Here is a 13,994-nt window from a genome sequence, read left to right on the forward strand (position 1 = left end):
TTGGGTGGCCTTAGACCCAGCTCACCGCCCCGAAGGTGTCCTCCCGCCTGGGGCTGGTGGAGAAGAGGACCACGGGCACCCCGGTGTATTCCTCTATGAGCTCCAGGTAGCGCCTTAAGGAGGCGGGAAGTTCCTCCCGGCTTCGCACCCCAGAGAGGTCCCCCCAGCCCTCGAGGTCCAGGTAGCGCACCGCCTCGGGGCTGGCCTCCCCGGGCCGGGCCCCGTCCAGGTATTCCACCGCCACCCTGATCCTGTCCAGCCCGGAGAGCACATCCAGCTTGGTGATGGCTAGACCGTCAAAGCCGTTTACCTCGCAGGCATACTTGAGGGCCACCAGGTCCAGCCAGCCCACCCGCCGGGGCCTGCCCGTGGTGGTCCCGTACTCCCCGCCCCTTTCCCTTAGGTGATGGGCCAGGTCCCCGCCCAGCTCCGTGGGGAAAGGACCCTCCCCCACCCGGGTGGCGTAGGCCTTGGCCACCCCGTAGACCTTGGTGATGGCCTTGTGGTTTAGCCCTGTGCCCACCAGGATGCCTCCCACCGTGGGGTGGGAGCTGGTCACGTAAGGGTAGGTGCCGTAGTTGAGGTCCAAAAGGGTGGCCTGAGCCCCCTCAAAGAGGAGGCGCTTGCCCCGCTTCAGGGCCTCCCGCAATAGGCTTCCCGTGTCCGCCACAAAGGGGGCCAGGATCTCCCGCATCCGATAGAGGTCGGCCAGGGCCTTCTCCTCCGTGTCCCAGCCCGCTTCCCGGGTGGAGTTGGGCTTTTCCAAGAGGAGGCGGCGGACCCGCTCCCTCAACACCTCCTCCTTTAGGAGGTCCCCAGCCCGGATCCCCACCCTCCTGGCCCGGTCGGAGTAGGCGGGGCCGATGCCCCGGCCGGTGGTGCCCACGAAGTTGTGGCGGCTCTCCACGTGCTTGTGGTGGGGAAGCACCAGGTGGGCCCGTTCTGAAACCAGCACCTGGGGATGGAAACCCTCTTTTCTCAGGGCTACAAGCTCCTCCTGGAAGCGGAAGGGGTCTATGACCATCCCGTCCCCCAGGATGTTCACCGCGTGGGGGTGGATGACCCCCGAGGGCAGAAGGTTCAGCTTGAAGACCCGGCCCTCCGCCACCACCGTGTGGCCGGCGTTGGCCCCCCCTTGGTAGCGGATCACGTAATCGGCCTCCTGGGCAAGGGCATCCACCACCTTGCCCTTTCCCTCGTCCCCCCACTGGGCTCCTATGATGGCGACTCCCGGCATCCCCTTAAAGCTTACGCCAAGCGGAAGGGATTGAAGTCCGTGTCCCGGTCGTAGACGTCAAGCCCCTCCGCCCGCTTAAGGAAGCCCACCGCCTTGTAGGTGATGGGGAGCATGAGGGCCTCCACCCCCACCTTGAAGGCGTAGTTGGAGAGGAAGACCGCCCAAAGCACCTCCTTGGGGAAGACCCCGTAGAAGGCCACCAGGAGGAAGATGCCCGTGTCCAGCCCCTGGCCCACCAGGGTGGAGGTGAGGGCCCTCAGCCAGAAGAAGCGTCCTTCCGTCTTCACCTTAAGCTTGGCCAGGACATAGGCGTTGGCGAACTCCCCCACGAGGTAGGCCAGGAGGCTTCCCAAAACGATCCTGGGGGTGAGGCCCAGAAGGAGGCCAAAGGCTTGGGCGAAGCGTTGGCTTTCCCCATCCCCTGGAGCGGGGAGGGCGGCTACCCCCTGGAAGGTGAGGGTGGCCAGGAGGAGGGCGAAAAAGCCAAGCCAAATAACCCGGCGGCTACGCCGATAGCCGTAGACCTCGGTGAGCACGTCCCCGAAGATGTAGGCCAAGGGGAAAAGCAGGGTACCCCCGTCAAAGGTGAGGGGCCCCAACACCACCAGCTTGGTGGAGGCCACATTGGAGACCAAGAGAACGACGGCGAAGAGAACAGCGATCAGGTCCAGGTACCTCATTCTTCCTCCGGGCGGATAGAGGTGATGAAGGGCAGATTGCGGTCAAACTGGGCCCGGTCCAGGCCGTAGCCGTAGACGTAGGCGTCCTCGATAATCCCAGGTAGTGGATGGGCACCTCCACCTGGCGCCGGCTGGGCTTGGAGAGGAGGGCGGCCACCCGTACCGAGGCGGGCTTGCGGGCCTCGAGGTAATCCAGGAGGTAGGAGAGGGTGAGCCCGGTGTCCACGATGTCCTCTACCACGATCACATCCCGGCCGTGGATGGGCAGGCGGAGGTCCTTCAAAAGCTCCACCTCGCCGGAGGAGCGGTAGGCGTTCCCGTAGGAGCTGATGGAGATGAAGTCCAGGGTGAGGGGCAGGGGGATGGCCCTCACCAGGTCGGCCATGAAGATGAAGGCCCCGTTCAGCACGCAGATGAGGTGGGGGGTCTTCCCCTGGTAGTCCTGGGCGATTTGGGCGCCCAGCTCCCTTACCCGCTTCGCCAGGGCTTCGGCTGGGATCTGCACGGGTCCGTTCCCCGCGGTGAACATGGCCCTTATTCTACAGGGGTTTCCCGCAACAGGGATTCCACCTCCTCCTGCGAAAGCTGCCGCCACCTTCCCGGGGGCAGGTGGCCCAGGCGGATGGGGCCCACCTGGAGCCTAATGAGCCTATTTACCGGGTAGCCCACGGCCTTTAGCATCCTGCGCACCTCCCGCTTCCGGCCTTCCGCCAGGGTGAGGAGGGCGCCGCCCGGGGCGGGACGGCAAGCCAGGGCCCGGGCCGGGCCGTCCTCGAGGTCCACTCCCTCTACAAGCCGCTGGCAGATGGCCGGGGGGAGGGTGCCCCGTTCCGTGTAGACCCGGTAGACCTTCTTGACCCCGTAACGGGGGTGGGTGAGGCGGAGGGTCAGGTGGCCGTCGTTGGTGAGGAGGAGGAGCCCTTCCGAGTCCCGGTCCAGCCGGCCTATGGGGTGGAGGCCGGGGATATCGGGCAAGAGGTGGAAGACCGTCTTTTGGGCGTGGGGGTCGTGGCGGGTGGTGGTGTAGCCCCTGGGCTTGTGGAGGGCCAGGACGATCCTTTCCCGGGGGGGTTCCACCGGCTTCCCGTCCACCTCCACCACATCCCCGGGGTTCACCCTTTGCCCCAAGACGGCCACCCTCCCGTTCACCCGCACCCGGCCCTGGCGGATCAGCTCCTCTGCCTTCCTGCGGCTTCCCACGCCCGTGCGGGCCAGGAAGGCTTGCAGGCGCAAGGGTTTCTCCATGGCTAGAACTGGGGTTTCCGCTTTTCCTTAAGCGCCCTTAAGCCCTCTTCCAGCTCTTCCCCCTGGAACCCCAAAAACTCCAGGGCCAAGGACACCTCAAAGTGGGGCACGAAGGTGCGGAACCAGCTGTTCAGGGCGTGCTTGGTGAGGCTTAGGGCCTCCTTGGGGCCTTCGGCCAGGCGCGTGGCCACCTCGAGGGCCTTTTCGTACACCCTCTCGTCCTCCACCGCCAAGGCCACCAGGCCCAGCCGCTCCGCCTCCTCCCCGGTGAGGGGTTCGCCCAGGAGAAGGTGGTACTTGGCCTTGGCCATGCCCACCAGGAGGGGCCACAGGAGGACGGCATGGTCCCCGGCCGCCACCCCCAGCCTGAGGTGTCCGTCCAGAAGCCTGGCCCGCTTGCCCGCCACCACCACGTCGCTGGCCAGGGCCAAGGCCAGCCCCGCTCCCACCGCCACCCCCTCCACCGCGGCCACCACCGGCCTGGGGAAGTCCATGGGCCCGAGCACCAGCTCCCTTGCCTCCCAAAAGACCCGCATCAGGGCCCGGTGGGAGGAGCGCATCTCCTCGATCAGGGCAAAGGAACCCCCCGCGGAGAAGACCCCGCCCTGGCCCCTTAAAAGCACGGCCTTGACCTCCTCGAGTTCCCTCAGCTCCCGAAAGACCCGGGCCAAATCCCGGTGGGCCTCGGGGCCCAGGGCGTTGAGTTTTTCCCCCCCCAAGGCGATCTCCAGCACCCCGGGCCGGGGCCAGGCGAAGGCGAGGCTGGGGTAACGGGCTTCCAGGTCCATGCCTCCATTCTTCCCCCTGCCGGGTGGTGATACAATCCCTTAGGCATGGCCCTCTATGCGGTGGACAAGCCCCTCCACCTCACCTCCCACGATGCGGTGGAGGAGGCGAGGCGCCTTCTCTCTACCCGCCGGGTGGGGCATACCGGAACCCTGGACCCCTTGGCCACAGGCCTCCTCCTTTTGGTTTCCGAGGAGAGCACCAAGCTGGTCCCCTTCCTCTCGGGGGAGGACAAGGAGTACATCGCCTGGGTTTCCTTCGGGGCCACCACCCCCACCTTGGATGCGGAAGGGCCGGTGAGCGAGGAAGCGCCGGTGCGCTTTGACCGCAAGGACTTGGAAAGCGTTCTCCCTTCCTTTTTGAGGCTTAGGGAGCAGGTGCCCCCCCTGTATTCCGCCATCAAGGTGGGGGGGAAAAGGGCCTACGAGGCCGCTCGGGAGGGGAAGCCCTTGGAGCTTGGCCCAAGGCCGGTGAGGTACCTGGAGGTGGAGCTCCTCGCCTTGGATCCCGAGCCCATACCCCATCCCATCGCTCCCTCGGCCAAGGGCTGGCGGCTTGCGGAAAAGGGCGGGCGCAAGGTGGAGCTTCCCAGGCCCTTGGGCCCCTACCCCACGGCGGTGATCCGCCTGGTGGTGGGCCCGGGCACCTATGTGCGGGCCTTTGCCCGGGACCTGGGGGAAAGGCTCAAGACCAAGGCCTTCCTTTCCGGGCTCGTGCGCACCCGCATCGGCAAGGTGGGGCTGGAGCGGGCGGTGAAGCTTTCCGAACTCTCCCCGGAAAAGGCCATCCCCGAAACCGATGTCCTGCCCTTTCCCGTGGTGGAGCTATCCCACACCGAGGCCCGGCGCGTGCTGGAGGGGGTTCCCTTGCCCATCCCCGCCTTGGGGTATGTGGCCTTGGTGGATTCCCGAAGAAGGCTTCTGGCCATCGCTGAGGGTGACGGCTTCAAGCTCAAGATAAGGCGTGTCTTCGTAAAGGAGGCGTAGTATGGTGATCGGCGTACCCAAGGAGATCAAGACCCTGGAGAACCGCGTGGCCATGACCCCGGGTGGGGTGGAGAGCCTGGTCAAAAGGGGACATACCGTTTTGGTGGAGCGGGGTGCGGGTGTGGGTTCCGGCCTATCCGACGCCGAGTACGAGCGGGCGGGGGCCGAGCTGGTGAGCCGGGAAGAGGCCTGGGGGGCGGAGATAGTGGTAAAGGTAAAGGAACCCCTTCCCGATGAGTACCCCTTTTTGCGCCCCGGGCTTATCCTCTTCACCTACTTGCACCTGGCTGCGGATCGTACCCTCACGGAGGCCATGCTGCAAAGCGGGGTCACGGGTATCGCCTATGAAACCGTGCAACTTCCCGATGGTTCCTTGCCCCTCCTGGTTCCCATGAGCGAGGTGGCGGGGCGCATGGCCCCCCAGGTGGGGGCTCAGTTCCTGGAGAAGCCCCATGGGGGCCGGGGGGTTCTTCTGGGCGGGGTTCCCGGGGTAGCCCCGGCCAGCGTGGTCATCCTGGGGGGTGGCACCGTGGGCACCAACGCCGCCAAGATCGCCTTGGGCATGGGAGCCCAGGTGACCATCCTGGATGTGAACCACAGGCGCCTCCAGTACCTGGATGATATCTTCGCGGGCAGGGTGGTCACCCTCACCGCCACCGAGGCCAACATCAAGAAGAGTATCCAGCACGCCGACCTACTCATTGGGGCGGTTTTGGTGCCGGGGGCCAAGGCCCCCAAGCTGGTTACCCGGGATATGCTTCCCCTCATGAAGGAGGGCTCGGTGATCGTGGATGTGGCCGTGGACCAAGGGGGATGCGTGGAAACCATCCGCCCCACCACCCACGCCGAGCCCACTTACGTGGTGGAGGGGGTGGTGCACTATGGGGTGGCCAACATGCCGGGAGCGGTGCCCAGGACCAGCACCTTTGCCCTCACCAACCAGACCCTGCCCTACGTCTTGAAGCTGGCGGAGAAGGGCCTAGAGGCCCTCTTGGAGGATGGTGCCCTTCTCAAGGGCTTGAACACCCACAAGGGGCTCCTCACCCACCCCGGGGTGGCGGAGGCCTTTGGCCTACCCTATACTCCCCCAGAGGAGGCCCTAAGGAGGTAGGATGCAGGGACGGGTAACGGTGACCGAGGGGGCCTTGGCCTCCTTGTTGGCCCTGGCGGCCCATGAGGTGCCGGGGGTGGTGGGGATGGCCCCGGCAGGGCTGAAGGACCAGGTGGTGCGCATTCTGGGGCGGCAGGAGGCCAGCGAGGGCGTGGTGGTGCGCCAGGACCCGGCCAGCCCCGGCAAGTACGCCGTGGACCTCTACGTGGTGGTGGCGGTGGGAACCCGCATCCCCACGGTGGTGGAGTCCCTGGCGGAGCGGGTGGCCTTTGCCGCCAAAAAGCTCGCGGGGGTGGAGCTTTCCCAGGTGCGGGTGCACGTGGTGGGGGTGGGGCGTGGCTAGCCTTAGCCCCGGGGAGGTGGCCGAGGCCTTCCGCTACGCCACCGACTGGTTTTCCGTGTTTGTGGAGGAGATCAACGCCCTCAACGTCTACCCCGTCCCCGACGGGGACACGGGTACCAACATGCACCTCACCCTCCAGTCCGCCCGGCGGGAGCTGGATCTGGCCGACACCTCCAGGATGCCGGAGGTGGCCTGGGCCATCGCCTACGGGAGCCTTTTGGGGGCCCGGGGGAACAGCGGGGTGATCCTTTCCCAGATCCTGAAGGGCTTCAGCGAGGCCCTGCGCAAGAGGGAGCGGCTGGATGCCTCCACCCTGGCCGAGGCCCTGCGCCTGGGGGCGGAAACCGGGTACAAGGCGGTGATGAAGCCGGTGGAGGGCACCATCCTCACCGTGGCCCGGGCGGCTGGGGAGGGAGGCCAGGGGGAGACCCTCGAGGAGACCCTGGAAAATGCCCTTAGGGCTGCCCAAAAGGCCCTGGAGAGGACCCCGGACCTCCTTCCCGTGCTGAAGCAAGCGGGGGTGGTGGACGCCGGGGGTGCGGGGTATGTGCGCTTTTTGGAGGGCATCCGGGGATACCTCCTGGGGCTGCCCCTGCCCGAGCCCCCCAAGGTGGAACGCTACGCCCAGACCGCCTTCGCCACCGAGGAGTTTGGCTACTGCACGGAGTTCCTCATGGAGGGGGTGGAGGTCCCCATTGAGAGGATCCGGGAGGCAGTGGCGCCTTTTGGGGACTCCCTCTTGGTGGTGGGGGCCGAGGGGTATGTGAAGGGGCACATCCACACCGACGACCCCGATGGCCTCCTGGCCACCGTGGCCCGCTTTGGCCGCATGGTGCGCACCAAGGTGGAGGACATGACCGAGCAGCACACGGAGATCCTGGCCATGGTGGGAGCGGGGGAGGAGGCTCCCCCTCCCACGGGCCTGGTGGCGGTGGCCCTGGGGCACGGCCCCACCCGGGCCTTCCGCAGCCTGGGGGCCCGGGTGGTGGCGGGAGGGCAGACGCAAAACCCCAGCGTGGAGGACCTGCTGGCCGCCATCAGGAGCGTGGCGAGCCCCAGGGTGATCCTCCTCCCCAACAACCCCAACGTCTTCCTGGCAGCGGAGAAGGCGGCGGAGCTGGCCAAGGGGCTGGGCAAAGAGGTGCACGTGCTCCAAACCCGCACCCTGGGCCAGGGCCTAGCGGCGGCGGTGCGCTACCTGCCCGAGGGGGAGGTGGAGGAGCTTTTGCCCGAGATGGAGGAGGCCATGAAGGGGGCGGTGACCCTCGAGGTCACCTGGGCCAGCCGGGACGCCGAGGTGGATGGGGTCAAGGTGTTAAAGGATAAGCCCATCGGGCTTTTGGATGGCAGGCTGGTCCTCATGGGGGAAACCCCCGAGGAGGTGCTGGAGGGCCTTATCCGTCTGGCCGGGGAGGGCAAGGATGTCCTCACCCTATTCCTGGGCCCCAACGCTTCCAAGGAAAAGGCTGAGGAGGTGGCCAGGGGGTTCCCGGGGCTTGTGGTGGAGATCCTCCCCGGGGGGCCCGACCTTTACGCCTACCTGGGGGTCCTGGAATAGGCTAAAGGAAACCTAAGCCCCCTCCCCCCTTTCCCAGGCTATACTGAGGGAAAGGGAGGTTTTATGGGGTGGATAACCAGAGGGGTGGTTCTGGGCTTGGCGGTCCTCGCCCTCGGAGCTTGCAATCTCCAGGCTACCCCGCCCGTGAGCGGGGAGTTGCCCGTGGGGGGTTGGGTGATCGCTCCCTTGCCAGAAGCCCAGGAGAGCGGGGGAGAGCTTCGCCCTGGGGTGAGGGTCTATCGCATCCCCCTTGCCCAGGGCGGTGCGGTGAGGGTGAGCGCGGTTTCCGCCGACCTTCAAGGGAGGGCCCGGCTTCGCCTGGTGCTTTTGGACGATAGGGGAGTGGTGCAGGCGGTGAGCGTGGCCCGCCACTATTTCGCCGCCCGGCAGGAGCTTGCCCCCCTTTCCCTCCGACCCCAGATCACCTCTGACCCCGGGTACCGCCTGAACTTCAAGGGGCAGGGGGGCCAGGTCTTTTACCTTCGGGTGGAAAACTACGCCTTAAGCCCGGATCAGGTAACCCTTTACGCCGAGCCCTTTATCCCCAATCCCGCGGGGAACGGGGAGGCCTTCGCCTCTGGGAGCCGGCAGGGGGCCATTGAGTTCGTGGGGGAGTTTGACCGGTACGACGTTTCCACCGCCACAGGCTACCTCCGCTTCACCTATTCCGGCCCCCTGGACCTGGTGGCCCTCCTCTACTTCTCGCCCCAAGACCCGAGCCCCTTGGTCCTGGACCCGGTGGTGAACTGCGCCGACATCTCCCCCACCACCCTGCTGGTGGTGCGGGATAGGGGCCAGGCCCGGGCGGGTTTTGACGAGGAAAATAGCGGCCGTTATCGGCTGGAGATCTCCTCCAACCCCTGCCCCTAGGCTTCTTTGACGGGGCTTAGCTTGGGGTAAAGGGGCTTAAGGAATTTCTAATGCAAAGCACCCTAAAGTTCTCCCTTTCCTGCGGGGTTCCTGAGTTGTTGTAACCATTCCATCTCTGCTAGGGGGCGGCCTGGATGAGGCCCCCCCTTCATGGTTCTCAGAAACCTCCAGGTTTGACCCGCATACTCAGGGGCGCTATGCGGGGTTTGCTGATCGTGCTCCTTTCCGCCCTGGCCGTTGCCGGGGCCTGGGCCCAGACGGGGGGTCGAAAGACCATGGTCCTCGAGGCCACCGCCTACACCTCCAGCGTGCGGGAGACCGACTCCACTCCCTTCATCACCGCCACGGGCATGCGCACCCGCCTGGGGGTCCTGGCGGTGAGCCCGGACCTTCTCAAGGTCCTGCCCTTCGGCACCAAGGTGCGCCTTAAGGACCTGGGTTCCGTGTACGGCCGCGGCCGGGGGCAGTTTGACTACCTTTTCCGGGACCGCATCTTTGTGGTGGCCGACGTGATGCACCCCAGGATGCGGGAAAAGGTGGATGTTTGGCTTCCCGACCGGGCCACGGCCTTGCGCTTTGGCCGCAGGGTGGTAAGCCTCGAGGTGGTGGAGTACCCCAGGCGTTAGAGCCCGTATCCTAAGGGCGTGCGCTTTGCCCTTTTCCTGGCTCTGGCTCACCTCAGGCGAAGGCCCCTGCAGACGGGGCTGGCCCTGCTGGGGGTAGGGGTGGGGGTGGCGGTCCTCCTCACCGCCCTCTCCCTCACCAACGGTTTTGTCAGCGGCCTGGTGCGGGCTACCCTGAAGGCCTACCCCCACCTGGTCCTCTTCAGCCAGAGCGAGGAGCTGCCTCCTTTTCCCGGGCGGGACCATCCCGGGGTGGAGGCCTACGCCCCCTTTGCCGCCACTAAGGCCCTTTTAACCCGCCCGGCGGAGGGCGCCAGGGGCCCGGGGGTGGACTTCGCCACCCTGGTGGGCCTGGGCGAGGGCGGGGAGGCCCTTTACCCGGAGCTGGGCCTAAGGCTGGAGCCCGGGGGTATCTACCTGGGCTCGGCCCTGCAGCAGTCTTTGGGGGCCTTTGTGGGGGATAGGCTTTACGCCATGTCCGCCACCCAGGAGCGGGTGGAGCTTAAGGTTTTGGGGGCTTTTCGTACCGGTAACTATCTCCTGGATTCCGCCTACGCCTTTGTGGACCTAAGGACGGTGGAAAGGCTTTCCGGGATAAGGGCTCAAGGGTACCAGGTGCGCCTCAAGGACCCCTGGCGGGCCAAGGAGCTGGGTGGGGAACTGGCGGGTACCCGCTTCTTCCCCCAGGCCTGGCAGGATACCCAGCGCACCCTTTTGGAGCAGCTTTCCCTGCAGAAGCGGGTTTTGGGCATCCTGATCTTTCTGATCGTGGCGGTGGCCGCCCTTGGGGTGGCCAACCTCCTGGTGCTCAAGGTGGTGGAGAAGACCCCGGAGATCGCCCTTCTTCGGGCCATGGGGGCCTCGAAGCTCACCGTGGGGATGGTCTTCGCCCTGGAAGGGGCCTTCCTGGGCTTTGGTGGGGTTCTTTTGGGAAATATCTTGGGTTATCTCCTTTGCCTCTACCTATCCCTCCGCCCGGTGGACCTTCCCGGGGAGCTTTACTTCCTCACCCACCTGCCCGTGGAGATGCGCCTTTCCGACTTCCTTCAGGTGAGCGGCGCAAGCCTTTTCGCCACCTTCCTCTCCGCCCTTTTGCCCCTCTTCCGCGCCCTAAGGGTCCAGCCCGGGGTGGTGCTGAGGTAGTTGCCAAAAGGAGCCTCCTGCCCTAGACTCTTTAGGGCGGGCCGGTGTAGCTCAGCGGTAGAGCAACCGCCTCGTAAGCGGTAGGTCGCCGGTTCGAATCCGGCCACCGGCTCCAGGCCAAGCCCATCCCTTTAAGCCCCGCCGGCTGGCGGGGTTTTCCTTTGCCGCGCTTGCCAAAATGCCCCTTGCCCTGTACACTAGTCAAGTTGAGGGCCCTCAGGGCCAGCCCCTGGTCCTGAGGGTGCTGCCCTGTGTGGGCGAACGTCGGGGGAAGGGCCTTCCCCCGGGTGGATCTTGAGAACACGGGGGCAAGTCCAAGAAGAAGGGAGTGGTGGCACTGCCGACGATCAACCAGCTGGTCAGAAAGGGCCGCGAGAAGGTCCAGAAGAAGAGCAAGGTTCCGGCCTTGAAGGGGTCGCCTTTCCGCCGGGGAGTGTGCACCGTGGTGCGCACCGTAACCCCCAAGAAGCCCAACTCCGCCTTGCGTAAGGTGGCCAAGGTGCGCCTTACCTCGGGGTACGAGGTAACCGCCTACATCCCTGGCGAGGGGCACAACCTGCAGGAGCACTCCGTGGTCCTCATCCGGGGTGGCCGTGTGAAGGACCTGCCGGGTGTGCGCTACCACATCGTGCGTGGGGTCTACGACACCCAAGGGGTGAAGGACCGCAAGAAGAGCCGCTCCAAGTACGGGACCAAGAAGCCCAAGGAGACCAAGGGCGCGGCTCCGGCCAAGAAGAAGTAGGTGAACTATGGCACGGAGAAGAAGAGCAGAGGTACGCCAACTCCAACCCGACCTGGTCTACGGGGATGTGGTGGTGTCGGCCTTCATCAACAAGATCATGCGGGATGGCAAGAAGAACCTGGCCGCCCGCATCTTCTACGATGCCTGCCGCATCATCCAGGAAAAGACCGGGCAGGAGCCCTTAAAGGTCTTTAAGCAGGCGGTGGAGAACGTGAAGCCCCGGATGGAGGTGCGTTCCCGCCGCGTGGGTGGGGCCAACTACCAGGTGCCCATGGAGGTCTCCCCCAGAAGGCAGCAGTCCTTGGCCCTGCGCTGGCTGGTCCAGGCGGCCAATGCGCGTTCCGAGCGGGGGGCTGCCGTGCGCATCGCCCATGAGCTCATGGACGCAGCCGAGGGCAAGGGCGGAGCGATAAAGAAGAAAGAGGACGTGGAGCGCATGGCCGAGGCCAACCGCGCCTACGCCCACTACCGGTGGTAAGCCATGGCGGTTAAGGTAGAGTACGACCTAAAGAGGCTCCGCAACATCGGCATCGCCGCCCATATCGATGCCGGTAAGACCACCACCACCGAGCGCATCCTCTACTACACCGGCAAGATCCACAAGATCGGTGAGGTGCACGAGGGTGCGGCCACCATGGACTTCATGGAGCAGGAGCGGGAACGGGGCATCACCATCACCGCCGCCGTGACCACCTGCTTTTGGAAGGACCACCGCATCAACATCATCGACACCCCGGGCCACGTGGACTTCACCATCGAGGTGGAGCGCTCCATGCGGGTCTTGGACGGGGCCATCGTGGTCTTCGACTCCAGCCAGGGGGTGGAACCCCAGTCGGAGACGGTTTGGCGCCAGGCGGAGAAGTACAAGGTTCCCCGCATTGCCTTTGCCAACAAGATGGACAAGACGGGGGCCGACCTTTGGCTGGTGATCCGCACCATGCAGGAGCGCCTGGGGGCCAGGCCGGTGGTGATGCAGCTTCCCATCGGCCGGGAGGACACCTTCTCGGGGATCATCGACGTGCTCCGGATGAAGGCCTACACCTATGGCAACGATCTGGGCACCGACATCCGCGAGGTTCCCATCCCCGAGGAATACCTGCCCCAGGCCCGGGAGTACCACGAGAAGCTCATCGAGGTGGCCGCCGACTTCGACGAAAACGTGATGCTCAAGTACCTCGAGGGCGAGGAGCCCACCGAGGAGGAGCTGGTGGCGGCCATCCGCAAGGGCACCATTGACATCCAGATCACCCCCGTGTTCCTGGGTTCTGCCCTTAAAAACAAGGGTGTACAGCTCCTTCTGGATGCGGTGGTGGACTACCTCCCTTCCCCCTTGGACATCCCCCCCATCAAGGGCACCACGCCCGAGGGGAACGAGGTGGAGATCCACCCCGACCCCGAGGGTCCCCTGGCGGCCTTGGCCTTCAAGATCATGGCCGACCCCTACGTTGGCCGCCTCACCTTCATCCGGGTTTACTCCGGCACCCTCACCTCCGGCTCCTACGTGTACAACACCACCAAGGGCCGCAAGGAGCGGGTGGCCCGGCTCCTAAGGATGCACGCCAACCACCGGGAGGAGGTGGAGGAGCTCAAGGCGGGCGACCTGGGGGCGGTGGTGGGCCTTAAGGAAACCATCACCGGGGACACCTTGGTGGGTGAGGATGCGCCTCGCGTCGTCCTGGAGTCCATTGAAGTCCCCGAACCCGTCATTGACGTGGCCATTGAGCCCAAGACCAAGGCGGACCAGGACAAGCTTTCCCAGGCCTTAGCCCGCCTGGCGGAGGAGGACCCCACCTTCCGCGTTTCCACCCACCCCGAGACCGGGCAGACCATCATCAGCGGGATGGGGGAGCTCCACCTGGAGATCATCGTGGACCGCCTGAAGCGGGAGTTCAAGGTGGACGCCAACGTGGGCAAGCCCCAGGTGGCCTACCGGGAAACCATCACCCGCCCGGTGGACGTGGAGGGCAAGTTCATCCGCCAGACCGGTGGCCGCGGCCAGTACGGCCACGTGAAGATCAAGGCCGAGCCCCTGCCTCGAGGCTCGGGCTTTGAGTTCGTCAACGCCATCGTGGGCGGGGTGATCCCCAAGGAGTACATCCCTGCCGTGCAGAAGGGCATCGAGGAGGCCATGCAGTCGGGTCCCCTGATCGGCTTCCCCGTGGTGGACGTGAAGGTTACCCTCTACGACGGCTCCTACCACGAGGTGGACTCCAGCGAGATGGCCTTCAAGATCGCGGGTTCCATGGCCATCAAGGAGGCGGTGCAGAAGGGGGATCCCGTGATCCTCGAGCCCATCATGCGGGTGGAGGTCACCACCCCTGAGGAGTACATGGGCGACGTGATCGGCGACCTGAACTCCCGCCGGGGCCAGATCCTGGGCATGGAGCCCAGGGGTAACGCCCAGGTGATCCGGGCCTATGTGCCCCTGGCGGAGATGTTCGGCTACGCCACTGATCTGCGCTCCAAGACGCAGGGCCGGGGCTCCTTCGTCATGTTCTTCGACCACTACCAGGAAGTCCCCAAGCAGGTGCAGGAAAAGCTCATCAAGGGTCAGTAGGAATGCAGGGGGTGGGCCTGCGGGCCTGCCCCGCATACGGAAAGGAGAGCGAGGATGGCCAAGGGCGAGTTTATCCGTACGAAGCCTCACGTGAACGTGGGGACGATTGGGCA

General features: G+C 65.6%; 14 protein-coding genes, 1 tRNA gene and 1 pseudogene. 11 read left to right on the forward strand and 5 right to left on the reverse strand.

The features are described from left to right. Positions 1-10: 10 nt before the first annotated feature. The 5 genes and pseudogenes from L0C59_RS01900 to L0C59_RS01920 all read right to left on the reverse strand — a co-directional run bounded on the left by L0C59_RS01900 (position 11) and on the right by L0C59_RS01920 (position 3,950). Positions 11-1,237 (reverse strand): adenylosuccinate synthase, encoded by a 1,227-nt coding sequence (locus L0C59_RS01900; protein WP_243089489.1) that lies wholly within the window; start codon positions 1,235-1,237, stop codon positions 11-13. A gap of 11 nt (positions 1,238-1,248) precedes the next feature. Further along, entirely contained in the window at positions 1,249-1,917 is a 669-nt protein-coding gene (locus L0C59_RS01905; protein ID WP_243089490.1) for a queuosine precursor transporter, read from the reverse strand. Continuing rightward, positions 1,914-2,446: pseudogene (gene hpt, locus L0C59_RS01910) on the reverse strand (hypoxanthine phosphoribosyltransferase). Before hpt ends, L0C59_RS01905 begins: the two are co-directional and overlap by 4 nt. A gap of 5 nt (positions 2,447-2,451) precedes the next feature. Continuing rightward, a complete protein-coding gene (locus L0C59_RS01915) occupies positions 2,452-3,162 on the reverse strand; it encodes a pseudouridine synthase (RefSeq protein ID WP_243089491.1) in 711 nt (236 codons plus the stop codon). A gap of 2 nt (positions 3,163-3,164) precedes the next feature. Further along, positions 3,165-3,950 (reverse strand): enoyl-CoA hydratase/isomerase family protein, encoded by a 786-nt coding sequence (locus L0C59_RS01920; protein WP_243089493.1) that lies wholly within the window; start codon positions 3,948-3,950, stop codon positions 3,165-3,167. A gap of 45 nt (positions 3,951-3,995) precedes the next feature. Between L0C59_RS01920 and truB the strand changes: the two genes are divergently transcribed. The 11 genes from truB (at position 3,996) to fusA (ending at position 13,881) form a co-directional block, all read left to right on the forward strand. Beyond that, complete coding sequence (truB, locus tag L0C59_RS01925; protein ID WP_243089495.1) at positions 3,996-4,934, forward strand: tRNA pseudouridine(55) synthase TruB; 939 nt, start codon at positions 3,996-3,998, stop codon at positions 4,932-4,934. A gap of 1 nt (position 4,935) precedes the next feature. Further along, the gene (ald, locus tag L0C59_RS01930; protein WP_243089497.1) at positions 4,936-6,045 is read left to right on the forward strand and encodes an alanine dehydrogenase; all 1,110 of its coding nucleotides are present in this window, start codon (positions 4,936-4,938) and stop codon (positions 6,043-6,045) included. A 1-nt stretch (position 6,046) separates the two neighbouring features. After that, a complete protein-coding gene (locus tag L0C59_RS01935; protein ID WP_243089498.1) occupies positions 6,047-6,388 on the forward strand; it encodes an Asp23/Gls24 family envelope stress response protein in 342 nt (113 codons plus the stop codon). Then, positions 6,381-7,946, forward strand: a complete 1,566-nt coding sequence (locus L0C59_RS01940; RefSeq protein WP_243089500.1) for a DAK2 domain-containing protein — start codon at positions 6,381-6,383, stop codon at positions 7,944-7,946. Before L0C59_RS01935 ends, L0C59_RS01940 begins: the two co-directional genes overlap by 8 nt. Before the next feature lie 63 nt (positions 7,947-8,009). Then, positions 8,010-8,816 (forward strand): hypothetical protein, encoded by an 807-nt coding sequence (locus tag L0C59_RS01945; RefSeq protein ID WP_243089501.1) that lies wholly within the window; start codon positions 8,010-8,012, stop codon positions 8,814-8,816. A gap of 197 nt (positions 8,817-9,013) precedes the next feature. Next, the gene (locus tag L0C59_RS01950) at positions 9,014-9,442 is read left to right on the forward strand and encodes a 3D domain-containing protein (RefSeq protein WP_243089503.1); all 429 of its coding nucleotides are present in this window, start codon (positions 9,014-9,016) and stop codon (positions 9,440-9,442) included. A gap of 18 nt (positions 9,443-9,460) precedes the next feature. Then, on the forward strand, positions 9,461-10,582 hold the full coding sequence (locus tag L0C59_RS01955; RefSeq protein WP_243089504.1) for an ABC transporter permease: 1,122 nt from the start codon (positions 9,461-9,463) through the stop codon (positions 10,580-10,582). A 40-nt stretch (positions 10,583-10,622) separates the two neighbouring features. Further along, positions 10,623-10,697 (forward strand) — tRNA-Thr (locus tag L0C59_RS01960). 213 nt (positions 10,698-10,910) lie between these two features. Beyond that, positions 10,911-11,324 carry a 30S ribosomal protein S12 gene (gene rpsL / locus L0C59_RS01965; protein ID WP_019551715.1) on the forward strand — a complete coding sequence of 138 codons (414 nt, stop codon included), beginning with the start codon at positions 10,911-10,913 and terminating at the stop codon, positions 11,322-11,324. 7 nt (positions 11,325-11,331) lie between these two features. Beyond that, positions 11,332-11,802, forward strand: coding sequence for a 30S ribosomal protein S7 (rpsG, locus tag L0C59_RS01970; protein ID WP_038058338.1), 471 nt, complete (start codon positions 11,332-11,334; stop codon positions 11,800-11,802). 3 nt (positions 11,803-11,805) lie between these two features. Further along, positions 11,806-13,881: an elongation factor G gene (gene fusA / locus L0C59_RS01975; protein ID WP_243089505.1), complete on the forward strand. Its 2,076-nt coding sequence runs from the start codon at positions 11,806-11,808 to the stop codon at positions 13,879-13,881. The last annotated feature ends 113 nt before the right edge of the window (positions 13,882-13,994 follow it).

Source organism: Thermus neutrinimicus (genome assembly GCF_022760955.1).
Taxonomy (GTDB): domain Bacteria; phylum Deinococcota; class Deinococci; order Deinococcales; family Thermaceae; genus Thermus; species Thermus neutrinimicus.